The sequence below is a fragment of the Zhihengliuella sp. ISTPL4 genome, from assembly GCF_002848265.1.
GTDB lineage: Bacteria > Actinomycetota > Actinomycetes > Actinomycetales > Microbacteriaceae > Microbacterium.
This window is the reverse complement of the sequence record NZ_CP025422.1, coordinates 1346891-1367301: the sequence shown is the minus strand read 5'-3', so window position 1 is coordinate 1367301 and position 20411 is coordinate 1346891. Positions and strand designations below refer to the sequence as shown.

At 71.7% G+C, this 20411-nt stretch carries 11 protein-coding genes and 1 tRNA gene; 8 read left to right on the top strand and 4 right to left on the bottom strand.

What is annotated here, in order from left to right; translation table 11 throughout:
- The first annotated feature begins 113 nt into the window (after window positions 1-113).
- Together CYL12_RS06555 and CYL12_RS06550 are read left to right on the top strand one after the other, a co-directional pair.
- The gene (locus CYL12_RS06555) at window positions 114-3323 is read left to right on the top strand and encodes an ATP-dependent helicase (protein ID WP_101846595.1); all 3210 of its coding nucleotides are present in this window, start codon (window positions 114-116) and stop codon (window positions 3321-3323) included.
- Window positions 3320-6805: an ATP-dependent DNA helicase gene (locus tag CYL12_RS06550; protein ID WP_101846593.1), complete on the top strand. Its 3486-nt coding sequence runs from the start codon at window positions 3320-3322 to the stop codon at window positions 6803-6805. The genes CYL12_RS06555 and CYL12_RS06550 overlap by 4 nt, the downstream gene beginning before the upstream one ends.
- Here CYL12_RS06550 and CYL12_RS06545 read toward each other — a convergent pair.
- Window positions 6751-8073, bottom strand: coding sequence for a protein kinase family protein (locus CYL12_RS06545; RefSeq protein ID WP_101846591.1), 1323 nt, complete (start codon window positions 8071-8073; stop codon window positions 6751-6753). The two genes, CYL12_RS06550 and CYL12_RS06545, sit on opposite strands and share 55 nt — an antisense overlap.
- A gap of 97 nt (window positions 8074-8170) precedes the next feature.
- On the opposite strand from CYL12_RS06545, the gene nudC reads away from it, so the two are divergent.
- Together nudC and CYL12_RS06535 are read left to right on the top strand one after the other, a co-directional pair.
- Window positions 8171-9052 (top strand): NAD(+) diphosphatase, encoded by an 882-nt coding sequence (gene nudC, locus CYL12_RS06540; protein ID WP_101846590.1) that lies wholly within the window; start codon window positions 8171-8173, stop codon window positions 9050-9052.
- Window positions 9049-10770, top strand: a complete 1722-nt coding sequence (locus CYL12_RS06535; protein ID WP_101846588.1) for an ATP-dependent helicase — start codon at window positions 9049-9051, stop codon at window positions 10768-10770. The genes nudC and CYL12_RS06535 overlap by 4 nt, the downstream gene beginning before the upstream one ends.
- An 827-nt stretch (window positions 10771-11597) precedes the next feature.
- Here CYL12_RS06535 and CYL12_RS06530 read toward each other — a convergent pair.
- Complete coding sequence (locus tag CYL12_RS06530; protein WP_101846586.1) at window positions 11598-13010, bottom strand: zinc-dependent metalloprotease; 1413 nt, start codon at window positions 13008-13010, stop codon at window positions 11598-11600.
- A 117-nt stretch (window positions 13011-13127) separates the two neighbouring features.
- On the opposite strand from CYL12_RS06530, the gene CYL12_RS06525 reads away from it, so the two are divergent.
- The 3 genes from CYL12_RS06525 to CYL12_RS06510 all read left to right on the top strand — a co-directional run bounded on the left by CYL12_RS06525 (window position 13128) and on the right by CYL12_RS06510 (window position 18359).
- On the top strand, window positions 13128-14219 hold the full coding sequence (locus CYL12_RS06525; protein ID WP_101846584.1) for a YlbL family protein: 1092 nt from the start codon (window positions 13128-13130) through the stop codon (window positions 14217-14219).
- A 72-nt stretch (window positions 14220-14291) separates the two neighbouring features.
- Complete coding sequence (locus tag CYL12_RS06520; RefSeq protein WP_101846582.1) at window positions 14292-17198, top strand: UPF0182 family membrane protein; 2907 nt, start codon at window positions 14292-14294, stop codon at window positions 17196-17198.
- Window positions 17199-17516: 318 nt separating this feature from the next.
- On the top strand, window positions 17517-18359 hold the full coding sequence (locus CYL12_RS06510; protein ID WP_101846579.1) for a universal stress protein: 843 nt from the start codon (window positions 17517-17519) through the stop codon (window positions 18357-18359).
- A 23-nt stretch (window positions 18360-18382) separates the two neighbouring features.
- Here the strand turns inward: CYL12_RS06510 and CYL12_RS06505 are convergent, their stop codons facing one another.
- Both CYL12_RS06505 and CYL12_RS06500 read right to left on the bottom strand, forming a co-directional pair.
- Window positions 18383-19258, bottom strand: a complete 876-nt coding sequence (locus CYL12_RS06505; RefSeq protein ID WP_233486852.1) for an aminoglycoside phosphotransferase family protein — start codon at window positions 19256-19258, stop codon at window positions 18383-18385.
- Window positions 19259-19441: 183 nt separating this feature from the next.
- Window positions 19442-19515, bottom strand: a tRNA-Met gene (locus tag CYL12_RS06500).
- A 78-nt stretch (window positions 19516-19593) separates the two neighbouring features.
- Here CYL12_RS06500 and CYL12_RS06495 point away from each other — a divergent pair.
- A complete protein-coding gene (locus CYL12_RS06495; protein WP_101846576.1) occupies window positions 19594-20403 on the top strand; it encodes a carbon-nitrogen hydrolase family protein in 810 nt (269 codons plus the stop codon).
- Window positions 20404-20411: the final 8 nt, after the last annotated feature.

The following is a 20411-nucleotide window of genomic DNA, read 5'->3' as shown; positions in this document are numbered from 1 at the left end:
TCGCGCGACGGACCGGGGGGACCGGCGGCGCCGGTGGTTTCGCCCTGAGCGCACAGCCTGTGGCGAGCCCCGTGCTCGACGCCGATGTCCGCGCCTCCCGATAGCGTGGAGGGATGAGGTCGGACGCCGCGCAACGAGCCGTGATCACGGCGCCGGCGACCGCGTCCGGTGTCGTCATCGGCGCCCCGGGCACCGGCAAGACGCGCACGCTCGTCGACCGCGTCGTGCGGCTTCTCGACGCCGAGGGACTGCGGCCGGAGGAGGTGCTGGCGCTCACACCCAGCCGGCAGGCGGCGACCGCGCTGCGCGACCGCATCGGGGTACGCATCGGACAGGCGACACCCGGACCGCTGGCGCGGTCGCTGGGGTCTTTCGCCTTCCAGCTCGTCCGCGGTGCGATGGTCCGAGAAGGGTCCGAGCCTCCGGCTCTGCTCACCGGTGCCGATCAGGACCGCATCATCGCCGAGCTGCTCGCCGGCGACGCCGAGGACGGGCGCATCTCCTGGCCGGCGGCTCTGAGTGAGCCCGTCCGCGCCTCCAAGGGCTTCCGGTCCGAGCTGCGCGCCTTCCTCGCCGAATGCACCGAACTGGGCGCGAGCGTCGGGGAACTGCGCGCGACCGGCGACCCCGTCTGGGCGGCAGCGGCCGACTTCGTGGAGGAATATCGTACGGTGCTCGACGCCCTGCGATCCGCGCACCGCGATGCCGCCGACCTGCTCAGCGAGGCAGCCGCGATTCTCCGTACGGCTGACGGCGCGACGCTCGGGCCGCTGGCGCCCCTGCGGGTCGTGCTCATCGACGATGCCCAGGAGCTGACACGCGGAGGGATCGGCGTCGTGCGGGCCCTCCTGGACCGGGGCGTGGCGGTGCAGGCGTTCGGCGACCCCGACATCTCCTCCGGTGCCTTCCGCGGAGCGAGCCCCGAGCTGTTCGCGCAGCTCGCCGGCGCGCTCGGCAAGGTGCATGTGCTCGACGGCGCCCATCGCCAGCGCCCGCTGCTGACGGCGCTGACGCGCACGGTGACGCAGGCGATCGGCGTCTCCGGGCGCGTCGAGCACCGTCGCGCGCCGGTGCCGGCGGAGGCGGAGGAGGGCGCGGAAGTGACGACGTTCCTCGCACCGTCGCCTTACGAGGAGTACGACCGCATCGCCGGGGTCATGCGCGACTGGCACCTCAGCGCCGGTGTCCCGTGGGAGCGGATGGCGGTCATCGCCCATGACACCCGCCAAGTCACGGCCCTGGAGACCGAGCTCGCCGCGCGGGAGATCCCGACGCGGGCCGCGGGCGTGCAGCGTCCGCTCGGCAGCGAGGGGATCGTGCGTGACATCGTCGGCATCGTGCGGCTCGCGCTGACCCCGGACGAGGAGCGCACCGTGCAGGCGTGGGAGGAGGCCCTCCGGACGCCGTTCGGCGGCATGGACGCGATCGCGCTCCGCCGGCTGCGCGCGCGGCTGCGGCACCTCGAACTCGGGCAGGGCGGTTCCACCCCGGCCAGGGAGCTCCTGCGGGCCGCGATGTCGACGCCCGCGACCCTCACGCTCATCGATGCACCGGAGTCGCGGACCGCCGAGCGTTTCGCGGAGACGGTGGCCGCGGTCGCCCGTGCCGCAGCCGCGGGCGAGACGATCCACGATCTGCTCTGGCGGATCTGGGAGCAGGCCAGGGCCGTCGACGGACGGCGGCTGCAGGTCGCGTGGCGGGAGATCTCCCTCCTGCCGACCGGCGCCGAGACGGCGCGGTCGCTGGATGCCCTCGTGGCCCTCTTCGATGCGGCGAAGCGGTTCGTCGAGCGCACCCCGAACGAGCGCCCCGAAGTGTTCGTGCGCGACATCCTGGACAGCGAGGTGCCGGAGGACACGCTGTCCGCCCCGGAGCGCCCCGGCACGGTCACGCTGCTCACGCCCGCGACCGCCCTGGGAACGGAGTTCGATGCGGTGGTCGTCGCGGGGTTGCAGGACGGCGTCTGGCCCAATGTCCGGCTGCGCGGCGGACTGCTCCAGACCTGGCGTCTGGCCGACGCTCTGGCCGCCGCACGCTCCGGCCTGCCGATCGAGGTTCCCGGCATCCTCGACAGGCGCCGCGCGGCGCTGCACGACGAGCTGCGGCTGTTCGTGCGGGCGATCTCGCGAGCCCGACACCGCCTGCTCGTCACCGCCGTGGACGACGACGACCTCACGCCCAGTGCCTTCTTCGGTTTCCTCCCCGCACCGGAGCCGCCGGAGCGCCATGCCTCTGCGGAGCACCCCCTGACGCTGCGCGGACTGGTCGCCCGGCACCGTCGGGTGCTCACCACGACGCGCTCCGAACCCGCGCGCCGCGAGGCGGCCGCCCAACTGGCGGTCCTCGCCCGCGAGGGCGTGCCCGGAGCGCATCCGCAGGACTGGTACGGAGTGACCCCGCCCTCCACCGCGGCGCCGCTGCGCGACCTCGCCGCGGCGGGAGCACGCGTCTCCCCGTCCGCCGTGGAGTCGTACGAGGAGTGCGGACTCAACTGGGTGGTCTCCGCACTCGGCGGGGACACCGTCATGCCGCCCACGGCCGGGATCGGCACCATCGTCCACGAGGCGATGGAGCGGGTGCCGGACGGCGACCTCGCGCGGATGCGGGCGATCGTCGACGAGCACTGGCCCGAACTCGACTTCGAGACCGCTTGGATCGGCCGGAAGGAGCGTCGGCGCGCCGACCTCTTCGTCGACCGGCTGCACAGTTACATCGGCGAGGTGACGAGAGACGGCGGACGGGTCCTCGGCAGCGAGGTGGAGTTCCGGTTCGCCGTCGACGTCTCCGGCGAGACGCCGGAGCCGACCGTGCACCCGGTCGGAGACGACCGCGCGCACCGCGCGATCGTGCACGGCTACATCGACCGCGTCGAGGCCTATCCGCCCGGCGGTGGTGAGCACGGACACGCGCGAGGACGCGGCTGGGAATCCATGGCCGGTGCCCCTGAGGGGACGACGGTGGTCGTCGATCTCAAGACGGGGAAGACCGATCCGGAATCGGACGGCGGCGTCGTCGATCACGCTCAACTGGCGGCTTACCAGATCGCGGTGCAGCAGGGTCTCGTGCCGGGCGCCTCGCCCGCCTCGCTCGGCGGTGCGCGCCTCGTGATCGTCTCCAAGACCCTCGCCAAGAGCGACTACCGTGTCGCGCATCAGCACGCTCTCGACACCGAGGCGCGGTCGCGGTTCCTGCACCGCGTGGCGGAGGTCGCCCGCGGTATGTCGGCGGCGAGCTTCACCGCGCAGGTCGAAGCGCACTGCGCCGACACCCAACGCCGCGTCCACCCCTGTCGGATCCACACGGTGCCGGCGGTGAGCGCATGACCGCAGGATCCCCGGACGCCGCGCTCTCGGCGACCGACATCGCCCTCGCGCTCGGACTCCCGACGCCGACCCCCGCGCAGCAGCAGGTCATCGAGGCACCGCTGGAGCCGGCGCTCGTCGTCGCCGGCGCCGGCAGCGGCAAGACGGAGACCATGTCGGCGCGAGTGGTCTGGCTCGTCGCGAACGGACTCGTCCGCCGGGACGAGGTCCTCGGGCTGACGTTCACCCGGAAGGCCGCGGGGGAGCTGGCGGAGCGCATCGGCGCCCGTCTCGCCGTCGTGGACGAGTACGGGCGGAGGGGACTGCTTCCGCATCTGCCGGAGATCGTGGCCGGTGAATCGCTGCGCCGGGTGGCGGAGGCCGCCCCGGGGCGCCAGCGAGAGCTCGTGCGCAGCCACGTCCTCGACGAACTCGCGGTCCGGCACGGGACGGGGTGGGAACCGGGAGCAGTCCGCACCGCGGACGATCTCCTCATCCGCCCCCGTGTGTCCACCTACAACGCCTTCGCGGACGGGATCGTCCGTGAGCACGCCGCGCGCATCGGACGGGATCCCGACGTGGCGATGCTCAGCCAGGCGGCGTCCTGGATGCTGGCGCGCGAGGTGGTGCTCCGCAGCGACCTGCCCGAGCTGGAGGAGGTCGACTACGCGCTCGGGACCGTCATCGACGCCGTTCAGCGCCTCGCGGGCGAGGCGCTGGACCACCGCGTCGACCTCGCTGAGGCGGAGCGTCTCGCGGCGGCTCAGGCGGCGGCGTTCGAGCCGTACCGATCCAACGCCGACGTGGAGAAGGCCGCGGTCAACCTGCGGAGCCTCCCCACCCTGACGCGGCTCGTGCGCGACTACATCGCGGAGAAGGACCGGCGCGGTGTGCTCGACTTCGCGGACCAGGTGGCCGGGGCATACGACATCGTGGAGTCGGCGCCTGACGTTCGCACCGAGCTCCGGGAGCAGCACCGGGTCGTGCTGCTGGACGAGTACCAGGACACCTCCGTGATCCAGACGCGCTTCCTGGCGGAGCTGTTCCGCGACGCCGCCGTCATGGCGGTCGGCGATCCGCACCAGTCGATCTACGGGTGGCGCGGGGCCAGCGCCGACAACCTCTACGCGTTCCCGCGCTCCTTCTCGAGCGCGGGCGGCGTGCGCACCTACAGTTTGATGACGAGCTGGCGCAACGACCGGCGGATCCTCGACGTCGCCAACCGGGTGCTCGAACCGCTGCAGAGACCCGGACTCGATGTGCCGCCGCTGGAGCCGCGTCCGGGAGCGGGGGAGGGCACCGTCGCCGTGCGCTTCCCGTTCACCGTCGATGACGAGGCCGCCGAGGTCGCGGCTTGGTTCGCGGAGCGCCGAGCGGCTCATGAGGCGGCATCGGCCTCTCCGCACACCGGCGCGATCCTGTTCCGGTCCAAGCGGCACATGCAGACCTTCGCCGGCGCGCTCGCCGCGCGGGGGATTCCGCACCGCATCCTCGGTCTGGGTGGCCTGCTCGCCACGCCCGAGGTCGTCGACGTCGTCTCGACGCTGCGCGTGGTGCATGATCCGACGGCCGGCTCGGCGCTGATCCGACTCCTCACCGGCCCGCGCTTCGGCGTCGGAGTGGCGGATATGGCGGCGCTGTATGAACTGGGGCGGGCGCTGGCGGAGCGCGACACCGCTCTCCTTCCTCTGCCGGACGAGGTGCGGGCGCGGCTGCGCTCCTCCCGAGGCGCCGACGAGGCCGTCTCCATCGTGGACGCGGTCGATGTCGTCCGCGCGGTCCGCGACGACTACCGCCTGCTGGAGAGCCTCACACCCGAGGGACGCTCCCGCATCCGGGCGGCGGGGGAGATGCTGGAACGTCTGCGTCGGGCGTCATCCCAGCCCATCCCGGAGCTCATCCGGCTCATCGAGCTCGAACTGCGGCTGGACATCGAGCTCGCTGCGAACGAGACCCGCGGGCCCGCACGCGTCGCGGCCACCCAGCTGCGGGCGTTCGCGGACGAGGTCCGCGCGTTCCTCGCCGCCGACGAGCGCGGCACGATCGGCAGTCTGCTGGCCTGGCTCGACAAGGCGGAGAGCACCGACGAGCTGATGCCCCGCCCGGAGCCGCCCGAGCCCGGCGTCGTGCAGCTGCTCACGATCCACGGGTCCAAGGGGCTGGAGTGGGACGCCGTCGCCGTCGTCCGCCTCGTCGTCGACGAACTCCCGGGCCGCGTTTCCGACACCTCGGGGTGGTTCGGGTTCGGCGTCGTGCCCTTCGCGCTGCGTGGGGACCGCGATGCGCTGCCGCGCTTCGTCTGGGACCCGGACGGGGCGATGGAGGGCGAGGCCGACCCCGGGAAGCGGCAGAAGCTCGCGCAGGCGTCGCTGTCCGGCGGGGCGACGAAAGCGAACCCGCACGGCGGCGCTCTGAAGCGTTTCAAGGACGCCTACCGGGAGTATCAGCGTCAGGAGGAGCGTCGCCTCGCCTACGTGGCGGTGACCAGGGCCAAGAGCGGTCTGCTGCTCAGCGGAGCCCATTGGGCGGGCCAGAAGGCGCCGCGCACACCGAGCCCGTATCTCCTGGAAGCCATCGACGTGCTCGGCCTCGAAGCGATCCCGCCGGTCGATCCGGCCGAGAATCCGTACGACGGCCCCGGCGCCACGCTGCACTGGCCGCTCGACCCGCTCGGCGGACGCCGGGCGGTGGTGAGCGCCGCCGCCACAGCCGTCGAGGAGGCCCTCCACGACGACACCGCGGCGCCGACGGAGGAGCTGCGGCGGCTCCTCGACGAGCGCGCGGCCCGCCAGCGCGGCGCCGACGCCGAGGCGCCCACCCGCGTGCCCGCCTCCCGGTTCAAGGACTACGTGACGGACTACACCGGTACCCTTTCCTCCCTGGTGCGCCCGATGCCGGAGCGACCGTACCGCCAGACCCGCCTCGGGACCCTGTTCCACGCGTGGGTCGAACAGCGCTCCGAACTCGTCGGCGTCGGAACCCGGGTGGACGAGGCGCTGTGGGAAATCGACGAGGACGAACCGGAGGCCGGACTTCCGCTCGACACGCCGGTATCGGGGGCAGCGGCGGACGCCGCCGACCTCGCCGCGTTGCAGGAGACCTTCGAACGGAGCGAGTGGGGGACTCTGCAGCCGCTCGCCGTGGAGATCGAGATCGACTTCGCGCTCGGAGCCGGCCTCCCGGGCGTGTACGCCGACCCGGCGGACGCCCACATCGTCATCTGCAAGCTCGACGCGGTGTACCGACGCGCCGACCGCGGCGGACGGATCGAGATCGTCGACTGGAAGACCGGGCGGGCGCCGCGAACGCCGCAGGAGCGGGAGGAGCGGATGCTGCAGCTGGCCCTCTACCGGCTCGCGTATCATCGGCGCTTCGGTGTCCCGCTCGACGAGATCGACGTGGCTCTCTACTACGTGGCCGACGACCTCGTCATCCGCGGCGACCGTGTCTACTCCGAGGAGGAGCTCTTCCAGCGCTGGAGCGCTGCTCGCGCCGCGCGCTGAGCCTCTTCGGAGTCGTCGTCGTCCGCGGCGGGGGAGGACGTGAGCGCGGGAGCCTCGCCCCGTGTGCTCCCGTGCGCCTCGGCGAACGCGTGGGCGACGCCGGAGAGGTCCTCGGTCTCGATGCTCGCCATGGCCGCGCGCCGGTCGGCGTCGGGCTGCGACGGAGCGCTCGCGGGCTCGACGTCCTGCTCCGCCGGTGTCGTCGTGTCCGCAGCGTCGCGGTCGTCCTCGTCCGCCTCCGCCGCCCAGAGCTCTTCCGGGTTGTAGGCGTCGGTCTGCATCGACGTGTCCACCTCGGGGGTGGTCGCCACCGGCACACGATCGAGCGCGTCCATCGCGGAGTCCACATCGGAGCGTCGATCGCCGGGCACGGCGAGGTCGTCGTGGCGCAGGCCGTCGGCGAGAGCCTCGAGCAGGGCGGCCGCGTCTTCCACGATGTCCTCGCGCCGCAGCGCATCCCCGTGGACGAGCCAGCGCGCGAACTCCAGCTCGGCGAGCAGACGCGCGCGGACCTCGAGCCCGGCATCGGGAGTACGGTCCATGGCACGGGCGTAGGCGCCATGCACGTCGGCCGCCGCGTCGGGAGCCGCGGACAGCCAGGAGAGATCGAGTGCCGGATCGCCGACCGCGAGACCGTGCCAGCCGATCACGCCGGTGACCTCGGGGCCGCGCTCGGGGTGGTCGTCGAAGAGGAAGGACGTCGCCTGCGCGCCGCCGAGCACGACGGTCGACTCGAAGCGCCAGAGGTCGTCGTCGGCGACGGCATCCCGCCACCGCACGGTGAGGCGGGCAGGGACGCGTCCGGTGGCGGCCGCGGTGTCGACGAGCCGCTCCAGCTCGGCGCGGCTCTCCTCGGCGCTGCGCATCACGAGTCCGGCGCCGCGGACGACCGACGTCGGCAGCCCGTGCACGGCGGCGATCGCGGCTCCCATGGATTCCGCGGCACCGCGTCCGGCGGGCACCATCGACGCCTCGATCTGGAAGCCGGGGAGCAGCTCGGTCACGAGCGCACGTCCCTCGCCCACCCTGGTCTCGCCGATGTAACCGGGGGCGCGGAACGGCAGCATGGCACGCGCGCCGTCGGTGAGGGCGCGCAGTGCCAGGGCTTCCGCCGCCAGCTCCCGCGCCGCGTCATCGTCGTCCGCCACGCGGATCGCGAGTTCCCGGCCGTCGGCGAGCGAGGCGACGGCGGAGTCGAAGCGCCCGTCGCCGTCCGCGGTGAGCGCCCGGGTGCCCGTGACCTCCGCGCCGGGAAGTGCGGCCGTCACCGCCGCGGCTAGAGTGAATGGAGAGCGTCCCATGCCCCCAGGGTAGGTCGGCTCAGGGGCGGTCCCGCCTCCGCCACGCCCGTGAAAGGGGGAGTCGATGAGCATTCCGCGCCCGTTCTTCGACCGCGCCGCCGAACTCCGCGAGGAGGAGGGCGTGCTCGAGCGTCTGCGCGACGACGCAGGCTCGCGCGTCGTCGTCGTCCGGGAGGGGCGTGTGCGCGTGGCGGCCTCCGCGCTGCTGCGCGTCTCCGCGGACGAGGTCGCCGACGGCACCTGGGCGCTCCTGGGGCGGGATGCCGACGGCGCGGCGCTCCTGCTCGCCGCGCTGCCGCCCGAGACCGAGGCCCTGGACACGGCACCCGACGAGATCTGGCTCGGACTCCGCGACCTCGGCGGACGATTGGACGCGGGCGAGTCCGAGGTGCTCGTCGCCGCGGTCTCGCTGGCCGGATGGCTCCGGGACGCCCCGTTCTGCCCCACGTGCGGGGGAGGGACGGAGCTGCGCAACGCGGGCTGGTCGCGTCGCTGCCTCGTGTGCGGGCGCGAGCACTTCCCGCGGACCGATCCTGCCGTGATCGTCGCCGTCGAGAGCGCAGACGGCGAGCGGCTGCTGCTCGGCGCCAACGCCGCCTGGGGCGGACGCATGTACTCCTGTTTCGCCGGATTCACGGAGGCGGGCGAGTCCCTCGAAGCCACCGTGCACCGGGAGATCGAGGAGGAGTCCGGGGTGCGGCTCTCGGCGTTGCGCTACATCTCCTCGCAGCCGTGGCCGTTTCCGCGGTCGCTCATGGTCGGCTTCCGCGCGGTGGTCGAAGACGAGGCCGCGGCGCGACCGGACGGCGAGGAGATCATCGACGTCCGGTGGTTCACGCGCACGGAGATCGGCGCCGCGCTCGCCGGGGACGGCCCCGTCGGTTTGCCGGGCCCCGCTTCGATCGCGCGCGCCCTCATCGTCGACTGGTTCGAGGAGCGCCCGTGAGCGCACTCGATGCCCTCGACGAGCGGCAGCGAGCGGCGGCCTCGGTCCTGCGCGGTCCGGTGGCGGTGCTCGCGGGAGCCGGGACCGGCAAGACGCGGGTGATCACCCATCGCATCGCGCATGGGATCGACACCGGCGCGTACTCGCCGTCCCGCGTGATGGCGGTGACGTTCACGGCGAAGGCCGCCGGCGAGCTCCGCGGCCGCCTCCGGGCGCTGGGGGTGGAGGGCGTCGCGGCCCGCACCTTCCATGCGGCCGCCCTCGCACAGCTCAACTTCTTCTGGCCGACGCTGGCAGGGGCGCCTGCCCCGTCGATCATCGACAACAAGGTGCGGATGCTCGGCCAGGCCGCCGACGCCATCCGCCTGCGTCCGAGCACCGCGACGCTGCGTGACATCGCCTCCGAGATCGAGTGGCGGAAGGTGTCCATGATCTCGATCGACCGGTACGCCGAACTCGGGCGCCCGGTCAGCGGGATCGACGCGACCCAGCTCGTGGAGCTCATGCGCGGCTACGAGGCGTTGAAGGACGAGCGTCATCAGCTCGACTTCGAGGACGTCCTGCTCGCGTGCGCGGGCATGCTGGAGACGGAGCCGCGGGTGGCGGCCGCCGTCCACGAGCAGTACCGGCACTTCACCGTCGACGAGTTCCAGGACGTGTCGCCCCTCCAGAATCGTCTCCTGGAATTGTGGCTGGGGGATCGGCACGACATCTGCGTCGTCGGCGACGCCAGCCAGACGATCTACTCCTTCGCGGGGGCGGAGCAGCGGTTCCTCCTCGAGTTCGAGCGACGGCACCCGGACGCGACCGTCGTGCGTCTGGAGACGAACTACCGGTCGCAGGCTCCGATCCTGACGGCGGCGAACGCTCTCATGCGCGGGCGACCGGGTGCCTTGGAGCTGGTCCCCGCCCGCGAGCAGTTCACGGCGGAGCCGCCCACGGTCACAGCGTACGATTCCGAGGCCGAGGAGGCCGCGGGTATCGCCGCGGGCATCGCCGGCCGTATCGCGGGCGGCGCGTCCCCGGCGGAGATCGCGGTGCTGTATCGCGCCCACGCCCAATCCGCGGTTCTGCAGCAGGCGCTCGCCGCCGAGGGGATCGCCACCTCGGTGTTGGGCGGCACGCGGTTCTTCGCCATGCCGGAGGTGCGCCAGGCGATCCTCGCGCTCCGTGCCGCGGCGGTGGCGCCGACCGAGCACGGTTTCCTCCCCGGGGTGCGCCGCGTGCTCCGTGAACTCGGGCTGACGGAGGAGCCGCCCGCGGCCGGAGGCGCCCAGCGCGACGGCTGGGAGGCGCGGCGCGCGATCCTGCGTCTCGCCGAGGAGGCGGGGCCGGAGACGAACCTTCGGTCCTTCAGCGACGAGCTGATGGCCAGGGCGAAGGATCAGCACGAGCCGACGATGCGGACGGTGACGCTGTCGACCCTGCACGCCGCGAAGGGTCTCGAGTGGCCGCACGTCTACCTGGCCGGATGGGCGGAGGGCTCCCTGCCCATCTCGTACGCGACGACCTTCGAGGCGATCGACGAGGAGCGGCGCCTGGCCTACGTGGGCGTCACGCGAGCGGCGCGCACGCTGGAGCTGTCGTGGGCGCGGTCGGCGGGGCGCGGCGAGCGGGCGCCGTCGCGGTTCCTGGCGGAGATGGGGACGACGGGCCGCGGCACAGGCATTCTGCGTGAAACCGCACCGAACGCCACGCGGTCCCGCCGTCCGCGTTGATCCGAGCGCTGCGCGCCGGATCGGCCGCCGCGAGGAGGCGTGCCGCGACGGCTCCGGCGGCCGCCACCCTGGCGAGCGTGATGCGTCCGGGGTCGCGGCCGACGAGCTGACCGTGGATCAGTGGCCACGCCGGGTCGCAGGCGGTGTCCTCGGCATCCCGGCAGCTCAGGCAGGGCGTGCGTCCGGGCCGGACGAGCGGTCCCACGGTGATGCGCGCCGGCTCGACGGCGATGGGCAGGTGCGGCGCATCTGTGCGCAGGAAGGGAGCGAACTGCACGGCCGCAGCCGCGCCCGGGACGAGGACGACGGCGACCGCCGCCGCAATCGGGGTCTCGGAGGTGGCGAGGGGCACGCCTTCGTCGGTGAGGACCTCGCACAGCCGCGCCTCCGTGCGGAGATCGGTCAGTCCGAGCGACACCACCCGGGCGACGCGCGGGAGCACCGGCTCCTCCTGCAGGGCGGGCTCGACGAGAGCCAGCAGCCGTCGGGCTTCCTCCCGTGGGGCGCCCGCACGGTGCGCGATCACATCGAAGGCGCTGCGTCGGAAGCCGCGCCGCATACGACTGAGCAGCCGTTCCACCCACGGGGCGGATACCGCTACCCGGATGGCGGGGTCGTCGCCCACCTGGAGGGTCGTCGCGTCGCGCCAGACCAGCGGGAGGGCGGGGTCGAGACGGGTCAGGGTCGTGGGGGTGAGCGGCACCCCTCGATTCTGCGGAGCACCGGGAGCCCGCGGGTCGATTCGGGGGATCGGTGGAGAAGTTCGCGGTCCGTCCGAGATCGGGGAGGGAGAGTCGTCTTCCGTCCCCGATCCGGATGATGCGGGCTCAGACCGGGCGCTCGCCCTCCGGAGCCTCGTCGTCACCCTCGTCGCCGGGAGCCGCATCGGCATCCTCGCCGGGGGTCTCGGCGGAGAAGTCGTCGCCGTCCAGCAGCCGGGCGAGAGCCTCATCGAACTCGTCGGCCTCGGGCTGCTCCCCGCGCTCGGCGGCCTGCAGCCGGGCGACGAGAGCGGTCGGGTCGTCGATGTCCTCCGCCGTCGGCATGAGGTCCGGGTAGTCCCACAGGGAGTCGCGGGCGGCGGTGCCGACCGCGTCCGTGACGGCGCGCCACATCGCCGAGGCCTCGCGGATGCGACGCGGTCGCAGTTTGAGCCCGACGAGGGCACCGAGGGCGTCCTCTGCGGGGCCGCCGACGGCCCGGCGACGCCGTGCGGCCTCCGCGATGCGCCCACCGTCGGGGAGGCGGGAGGTGGCCTCCGCCGTGACCACGTCGACCCAGCCGTCGATGGTCGCGATGAGGTTCTCCAGACGGGCGAGCGCTTCACGCTGCGCCTCGGTCTGCGTGGGGAGGAGGGCGCCCCCTTCGATCGCCGCCCGCAGTTCCTCGGGGTTCGAGGGGTCGAGGCGGCTGGCGACGTCCTCCAGGGCGTCCACGTCCACCGTCACTCCGCGGGCGAAGTCGGTGATCTGCGCCATGACGTGAAGGTGCAGCCACTTGGCGTGCCGGTACAGGCGGGCGTAGGCGAGCTCGCGCGTCGCGACATAGAGGGCGATCTGGTCGTCGGGGATCTCGAGTCCCTCGCCGAACGCCGTGAGGTTCTGCGGGATCACCGCGGCCGTGCCCGCGGGTAGCACGGGGATGCCCACGTCTCCGCCGGAGACGACCTCGAGCGAGAGGTTGCCGAGCACCTGACCGAACTGCGCGGCGAACACCGAGCCGCCGAGGCCCCGCATGAGGCGCCCTGCGCCCTGCACGACGCCGCGCATCTCCTCCGGCACCTGCGTGTCGAGGGCGGCCGTCAGCGCGTCCGCGATGCTCGTCGACACCGGGTCGGCGATCTCCTTCCACACCGGCAGCGTCTTCTCGACCCACTCGCCGCGCGTCATCGCCACGGGAGGAGCGGCGAGCTCGGAGATGGTCGTCGCCTCGCCCAGCCACAGGTTCGCGAGAGCGAACGTGTCGGCGAGGGAGGCCCGCGAGCCGTCCTCGATACCCTGCCCCTCGCGGTTCGCGATGTGCAGTGCCTGCCGCAGCGCGTTCTCCCACGGGTCGCCGCCGAACGCACCCTGGAGCTGCGACATGATCGTCTGCATCATCGCCGGGTCGAACGTGAAACCGTCCATCCCCTGGAAAGCACCGCGCAGCGCTTCGGGGTCGATGTCACCACCGCCCTGGTTCGAGAGCATCCGTCGCAGGAACTCCTGGAAGTCCTCCGGGTTCGGTTCGTTGTCCGCCATGTCCTCGCCCTCTCAGCACGTCTGAAGCCGTGGCATCTACGCTAGTCACAGGTTTCAGTGCGCGACCCCGAAGCGGGCAGATCGCTGTACGCCGCTCGCGAACGACGGAGGATTGCTGTGGAACGACCGCGCGCAGGGAAGCTCGGACTCGGGGTCTGGGCACTGGTGGTCGCGCTCGCCGCGCTTGCCGTCCTGACCTTCCTGCCGTCGCCGTACGTGATCCAGCGCCCGGGACCCGTGTACGACACCCTCGGCACCGCGAAGAACGCGGACGGCGAGCAGGTCCCGCTCATCAGCGTCGAGGGGACCGAGACGTATGAAACGGGCGGCACCCTCGACCTCACCACCGTCCAGGTCGTCGGCAATCGGGAGCGGACGCCGAGCTGGTTCGAGCTGGCCCTGGCATGGATGGACTCCTCGCGGGCCGTCGTTCCGCTGGATGCGGTGTTCCCCGAGGGGGTCACCACCGAGCAGCGGGACGAGCGCAACGCGATGCTCATGGTCGACTCGCAGCACGAGGCGACGGCCGCCGCGCTGAACGAGCTCGGCTACGACACCGGGGCCGAGGTCGTCGTCGTCGATGCGGTCGAAGGCTCCCCGGCCGACGGTCTCCTCGAGGCGGACGACGTGATCACCGCGATCGACGGTGCGCCCGTGACCTCCGCCACCGCGCTGCGTGAAGCGATCCAGGAGGCGGGAGGCGAGCCGGTGGCGCTGACCGTGCGCCGGGACGGCGCGGAGCAGACCGTCGAGATCACCCCGGAGGAGCAGACCCAGGACGGCACGACGACGTGGCTGATCGGCATCACGCTGCGCACCGATTACGACTTCGAGGTCGACGTGACGATCCAGCTCGACAACGTCGGCGGCCCCAGCGCGGGCATGATGTTCGCTCTCGGGATCATCGACACCCTGACGCCGGGCGAGCTGAACGGCGGCAAGGACATCGCCGGCACGGGGACGATCGACGCCGAGGGGACCGTCGGGCCGATCGGCGGCATCCGTCAGAAGCTCTACGGCGCCCGTGATGCCGGTGCGGACTACTTCCTCGCCCCGGAGGCCAACTGCGACGAGGTCGTGGGACACGTGCCGGACGGCCTGCAGGTCATCCGCACCGGAACCCTCGACGAATCGCTGGCGGCGCTCGAGGTCATCGCCGAAGACGGCGACGTCGACGCGTTGCCGACCTGCGACGTCCCTGCCGCCTGAGCCGGCGGGTCGTGACCCCGCCGTGACCGGTGTGACAGCCCGCCCACAGCGAGCGGTGCCTAGGATGGAGGAGTGACCTCGACCCCAGCCCAGCCCCCGGCCACGCCTCGAACCTCCCGACGCATCCTCGGAATCTCCCTGGTGATCATCGCCGCGCTCATCGCGGCGTTCTTCGTCTTCGCGTCGCTCTACACCGAATTCCTCTGGTTCGACCAGGTCGGGTTCACCGGCGTGCTCACCACGCAGTGGATCGCGACGGCGGTGATGTTCGTCATCGGCTTCCTCGGCATGGCGGTTCCGCTGTTCGTCGTCATCCAGCTCGCCTACCGGCTGCGTCCGGTCTACGTCCGGCTGAGCTCGCAGCTCGACCGCTACCAGGAGGTCATCGAACCGCTGCGCCGCCTGGCGATGTGGGGCATGCCGATCTTCTTCGGCCTCTTCGCGGGCTTCGCGGCGGCGGGCAACTGGAAGACCGTGTGGCTGTGGGCCAACGGCGTCGCCACCGGCGACGTCGACCCGCAGTTCGGTGTCGACACCGGCTTCTACATGTTCGCGATGCCGTTCTACTCGATCCTCCTCGCGTTCGTGTCCGCCGTCCTGCTGCTCTGTCTGCTCGTCACCGCGCTGGTGTCCTACCTCTACGGCTCGGTGCGTATCGGCCAGGGAGAGCTCCGGATCTCGAAGCCGGCCCGCATCCAGCTCGCGGTCATCGCGGGCCTCTACCTGCTCGTCCAGGCGGCGAGCCTGTGGCTGGACCGCTACAAGACCCTCGTCGAGCCGGATGACCGGATCACGGGTGCCGCCTACACGGGTGCCAACGCGACCATCCCCGGCCTCGGCATCCTCGCGATCATCGCGGCCGTCGTCGCCATCCTGTTCTTCATCACCGCCGTCATCGGCCGCTGGCGCTTCCCGCTCGCGGCGACCGCGCTGCTGATCGTGGCGTCGCTCGTCATCGGCATCGGCTACCCCTGGGTCGTCACCACGTTCCAGGTGAAGCCGAACCAGAACGCCTACCAGGCCGAGTACTACCAGCGGAACATCGACGGCACGAAGGAGGCCTACGGCGTCGCCGACCTGGAGACGACCGCCTTCGAGGCCGAGACGGACGCCGAGGCGGGGCAGCTCCGCGCCGACGCCGAGACCACCGCGTCGATCCGCATCATGGACCCGAAGGTCATCCCGCCGACGGTCCGCCAGCTCGAGCAGTACCGCGGGTACTACCAGTTCCAGACCAACATGGACGTCGACCGCTACGAGATCGACGGCGTGAAGCAGGACACGGTCGTCTCCGTCCGCGACCTCGACATGTCCGGCCTGGGTGACGGCGACAACTGGAACAACCGCGTCGCGGTCTACACGCACGGCTACGGCCTCGTCGCCGCGGCGGGTAACCAGCGCACGACCGACGGCGAGCCCGTCTTCCTCGAGCGCGGCATCCCGACCTCCGGCTTCCTGTCCGAGCAGGGCGATTTCGAGCCGCGGGTCTACTTCGGCGAGAACTCCCCGGAGTACTCCATCGTCGGCGCTCCCGAGGGGGCCGACCCCGTCGAGATCGATTACCCGCGCGGCAAGGACGGGTCGAGTGAGACGAAGACCACGTTCTCCGGGAACGGCGGTCCGAGGATCGGCGACAGCTTCACCAAGCTGCTCTACGCGCTCAAGTTCCAGTCGGAGCAGATCCTGTTCTCGAACCTCGTCAACGAGGACTCCCAGATCCTCTACGACCGCGACCCGACGACGCGCGTGCAGAAGGTCGCGCCGTACCTCGAGCTCGACAGTGACCCGTACCCGAGCGTGGTGGACGGCCGCATCGTCTGGATCGTGGACGGTTACACCACCAGCTCGACGTACCCGTACTCGACGAGCGTGAGCCTGTCCGACGCGATCGCCGACTCGAACGTGCCGACGCCGTCGCTCGCGATCGACGACATCAACTACATCCGCAACTCGGTCAAGGCCACGGTCGACGCGTACGACGGCTCGGTCACGCTGTATGCCTGGGACGAGGAGGACCCCGTCCTGAAGACCTGGCAGAAGGTGTATCCGTCGACCCTCAAGCCGATCAGCGAGATGTCGGGCGAGCTCATGAGCCACGTCCGGTACCCGACCGACCTGTTCAAGGTGCAGCGCGACATCCTGGGCATCTACCACGTCGACAAGGCGGGCTCGTTCGCCCAGCAGGACAACCGCTGGCAGACGCCGAACGACCCGCGCAGCGACGCGATGCTGCAGCCGCCGTACTACCTGACGATGCAGATGCCGGGTCAGGAGGAACCGCGGTTCTCCATGTTCTCGACCTTCATCCCGGCGTCCCAGGGCGCGGGAGGCAGCCGCGACGTGCTGATGGGCTACCTGGCCGTCGACTCGGACGCCGGCGCCGAGAAGGGCGTGAAGGCGGAGGGGTACGGGCAGTTGCGCATGCTGGAGATCGACACGGACACCACGGTGCCCGGTCCCGGTCAGGTGCAGAACACGTACAACTCGGACACGGCCGTGGTCCCGCAGCTCAACCTGCTCCAGCAGGGGGAGTCCGAGGTCATCTACGGCAACTTGCTGACGCTTCCCGTCGGTGGCGGTCTGCTCTATGTCCAGCCGGTCTACGTGCAGTCCTCGGAGGGCACGCAGCTCCCGCGTCTGCAGAAGGTGCTCGTCGCCTTCGGGGACCGGGTGGCCTTCGAGAACACCCTGACCGAGGCGCTCGACACGCTGTTCGGCGGCGACTCCGGTGCGACCGGTGGTGACGACGAGGTCGAACCCACCGATCCCGGAACGACCGATCCCGACACCGGCGAGACGCCGACCACGCCGCCGACTCCGACGGACGAACAGGCCGATGCCCTGGCGCAGGCGCAGCAGGCGCTGCTCGACCGCCAGGCGGCTCTCACCGAGGGCGACCTGGAGAAGTTCGGCGAAGCGGATAAGCGGCTCACCGCGGCCGTCGAGAAGCTCCTGGAGCTGGAGGCCGCCGCGGAGTGATCCTCCTGCGCACACGGAAGGGCACCCCCACGGGGTGCCCTTTCGCGTTCCCCGCCGCCTGGGACGCGCCCGAGGCTGTCCGCCGCATCAGGCGCGCGCGCCACTTCAGGCACCACCTGCACCACGGGCCTGATTTCGCGCGGATGCCTGTGTCCCCGGGCGTTCGCGCGAAGCAGGCGCTCGCGCGAGCACAGGCGACCTCTGGGCCGGAAGCCTGATCTGGCGCGAGTGCCCGTGGCGGCGGAGGTTTTGTCCGGCACGGACCGTCGCGCGGGGAGGGGGTGTCATGGGAGGGTGGAGGCGAACAGGGAGGTTGCCGTGACTGAGCGCATCGTGGTGGGAGTGGTGGACACGTCGGCGGGACGACGAGCACGGGAATGGGCGGCGCACCGCGCACGATCAAGGAAGGCCTCGCTGCTCCTCGTCAGCGTCGTCGGGGGAGCGGTCGGCGCCGTCGGGGAGGGTCCTGTGGTGGATGCCGCGATCGCGGCGGCGCGGAGCCTGCTGGAGGAGCACGCGGAGACGCTGAAGGCCCAGGGCCTGGACGTCGACACCGTCGTGCTCCGCGGCGACCCGGTCCGCCAGCTCGTCTCGACGACCGCCGGCGCGAACCTCCTGGTGATCGGAAGCGACTTCCGACCCGATGACGTGGACAGCCCGCGGCGCGGGGCGCACGGGCTGCGCATCGTCGCCGACTCGTCGTGCCCCGTCGTGGTGATCCCGGACATCGAGGCGGGAAACCGCCGCGGTGTCGTCGTCGGAGTGGATGGGTCGCCGATCTCGGAAGCCGCCGTCGCCTTCGCCGCTGCCGAAGCCGACCGTCTCGGCGAGCCCCTCATCGCGGTGACGGTGTGGACTCCCGTGCCCCTTCCGCGCGGAGCGAGGTCGTACCCGGAGCAGTACCTCTCCTCCATGCAGGAGCTGGCCGAAGAGACTCTCGCCGTCGCTCTCGCCGGATTGCGCCAGACGTATCCGGATCTCGAGCTGCAGCCCCGGGTCGAACGCGGGTACCCGTCCGAGGTCATCAACCGGGCGGCCGCCACTGCCAGCCTCGCGGTGGTGGGCTCACACGGGCGGGGGGCCGTCGCCCGCTTCCTGCTCGGCTCGATCAGTCACGAGGTGCTCGCCGCGCTCGTCGCGCCCACCGCCGTCGTCCGCTGACCGACGGGAGTGGTTCCGCAGGTCTAGAGGGCGCTGGTCAGCACCTCGTGAAGCACGCGTCGGTTGTCCTCTCCGCCCGGTCCTGACCCACCGGAGAGGGTCACCAGCGCTTTCCAGAGCGCCCAGCCGCGAGCCCGTCGCCACGTCGCGTCGTCGAGGCCGACGGCGTCGCGGAACGCGTCACGCGCGTCGCCCTCGAAGTACGTCCACGCCATGACGAGGTCGCAGGCAGGATCGCCGACGCCGCAGGTGCCGAAATCGATCATCGCCGACAGGCGGCCGTCGCTGACGAGGAGGTTACCGACGGCGACATCGCCGTGGAACCAGACGGGTGAAGACTCCCACGGGCTGCTCGTCGCGGCGAGCCAGACGCTCCGGCAGAGTTCCGTGTCCACGGTGCCGTCCAGTCGCTCGAGCGCGGCGTGGACGTCGTCGCTGTAGACACTCGGATGTGAGCCGCGGAAGAACGAGTGCCGACCGGCGGTCGACCCCGCGTGTATGGGCAGGGACCTCAAGACGCGGAGGAGGCTGCCGAGATCGACGGCGAGTCGGACACGATCGAACCCCGCGGCTCGGTCGACGGTGTCGCCATCGAGCCACCGGCGGATGGACCACGGAAACGGATAGCCCCGGCCGGGTTCGCCGAGCGCCACGACGGAGGGGACGGCGACCGGGAGCCTTCCGGCGAGGAACTCGAGCGCTCTGCGCTCCTTCTGCACGGCCGCCGCGTAGGGCTCGGCAACGGGAAGCCGAACGGACAGGTCCTCGCCCAGGCGGAAAGTCCTGTTGTCCCACCCCTGATGCGCCACGGCGCGGACGGGCAGGTGCGCCCAGCGGGGGAACTGCTGTTCGACGAGCTCAGCCACCACGGCTGCATCGATGTCGACCGGTCGGCTCACCCCTCGATATTCCCAGAGGTCGCTTCCTCTCGCGGACGACCGGCCGTCGTCGCTGCCATCGGTCTCGGACCTGCAGACCAGGGCATCGCGATGAGGAGCGTCGTGTAGGCCGCCGCGCTGTCGCCACTCATGCGAAAGGCCCTCCGGCCTGGGATCTCTCCCGGCCAGAGGGCCTTTCATTTGTTGCGGGGACAGGATTTGAACCTGCGACCTCCGGGTTATGAGCCCGGCGAGCTACCGAACTGCTCCACCCCGCGGCACAAGAGATAACTTATCACGGATCCGGAGAGGCGTCGAATCGAGCGTGGGAGCGCCGGGTGCGAGAGGATGTCGTCATGCCTGAGAACACCGCCGTCTCCGTCGCCGTGTGCCAGTTCGCTCCCACCGACTCGCGCGAGGACAACAGGGAGCGGATCGCGGAACTCGCGTCCGAGGCTGCCCGCCTCGGGGCGAAGCTCATCGTGTTCCCGGAGTACTCGAGCTTCTTCGTCGACCCGATGGACGAGCGCCTCGCGGCGAACGCCGAGCACCTGGACGGCGAGTTCGTGACCGGCCTGATCGGTCTGGCCGCCGAACTCGCCGTCGTCATCGTCGCGGGCGTCACGGAGAAGGCCTCCGATGAGGGACGCGTGCGCAACACGGTCGTCGCCGTGCGCGGCGACGGCATCCTCGCGATCTACCGCAAGCAGCACCTCTACGACGCGTTCGGTCAGACCGAGTCGGACTGGGTGGAGCCGGGGGAGATCGGCGAGCCCGCGGTGTTCGAGGTCGGCGGACTGCGCTTCGGTCTGATGACCTGCTACGACCTGCGCTTCCCCGAGGTGTCGCGGCTTCTCGCGGCCGCCGGCGCCGATGCGCTCGTGGTGCCGGCGGAGTGGGTTCGCGGGCCGCTCAAGGAGCAGCACTGGACCACCCTGCTCGCGGCGCGGGCCATCGAGAACACGGTGTTCGTGATCGCCGCCGACCACCCGGCACCGATCGGGGTCGGGCACTCGCGCATCGTCGACCCGCAGGGCGTCGTCCGCGCCGCGATCGGCTCGGAGCCCGGAGTGGTGCTCGGCGTCGTCGACGGCGCGACGATCACCAGGGTCCGGGAGACGAACCCGTCCCTGCGGGCACGGCGCTACGCGGTGGTCCCGCGCTGACACCGGGG

What these genes read in the sequence shown, in the direction of transcription:
- CYL12_RS06550 (WP_101846593.1), top strand. Translation starts at nt 3,320, where the DNA reads ATGACCGCAGGATCCCCGGACGCCGCGCTCTCGGCGACCGACATCGCC.
- nudC (WP_101846590.1), top strand. Translation starts at nt 8,171, where the DNA reads ATGAGCATTCCGCGCCCGTTCTTCGACCGCGCCGCCGAACTCCGCGAG.
- CYL12_RS06530 (WP_101846586.1), bottom strand. Translation starts at nt 13,010, where the DNA reads ATGGCGGACAACGAACCGAACCCGGAGGACTTCCAGGAGTTCCTGCGA.
- CYL12_RS06555 (WP_101846595.1), top strand. Translation starts at nt 114, where the DNA reads ATGAGGTCGGACGCCGCGCAACGAGCCGTGATCACGGCGCCGGCGACC.
- CYL12_RS06495 (WP_101846576.1), top strand. Translation starts at nt 19,594, where the DNA reads ATGCCTGAGAACACCGCCGTCTCCGTCGCCGTGTGCCAGTTCGCTCCC.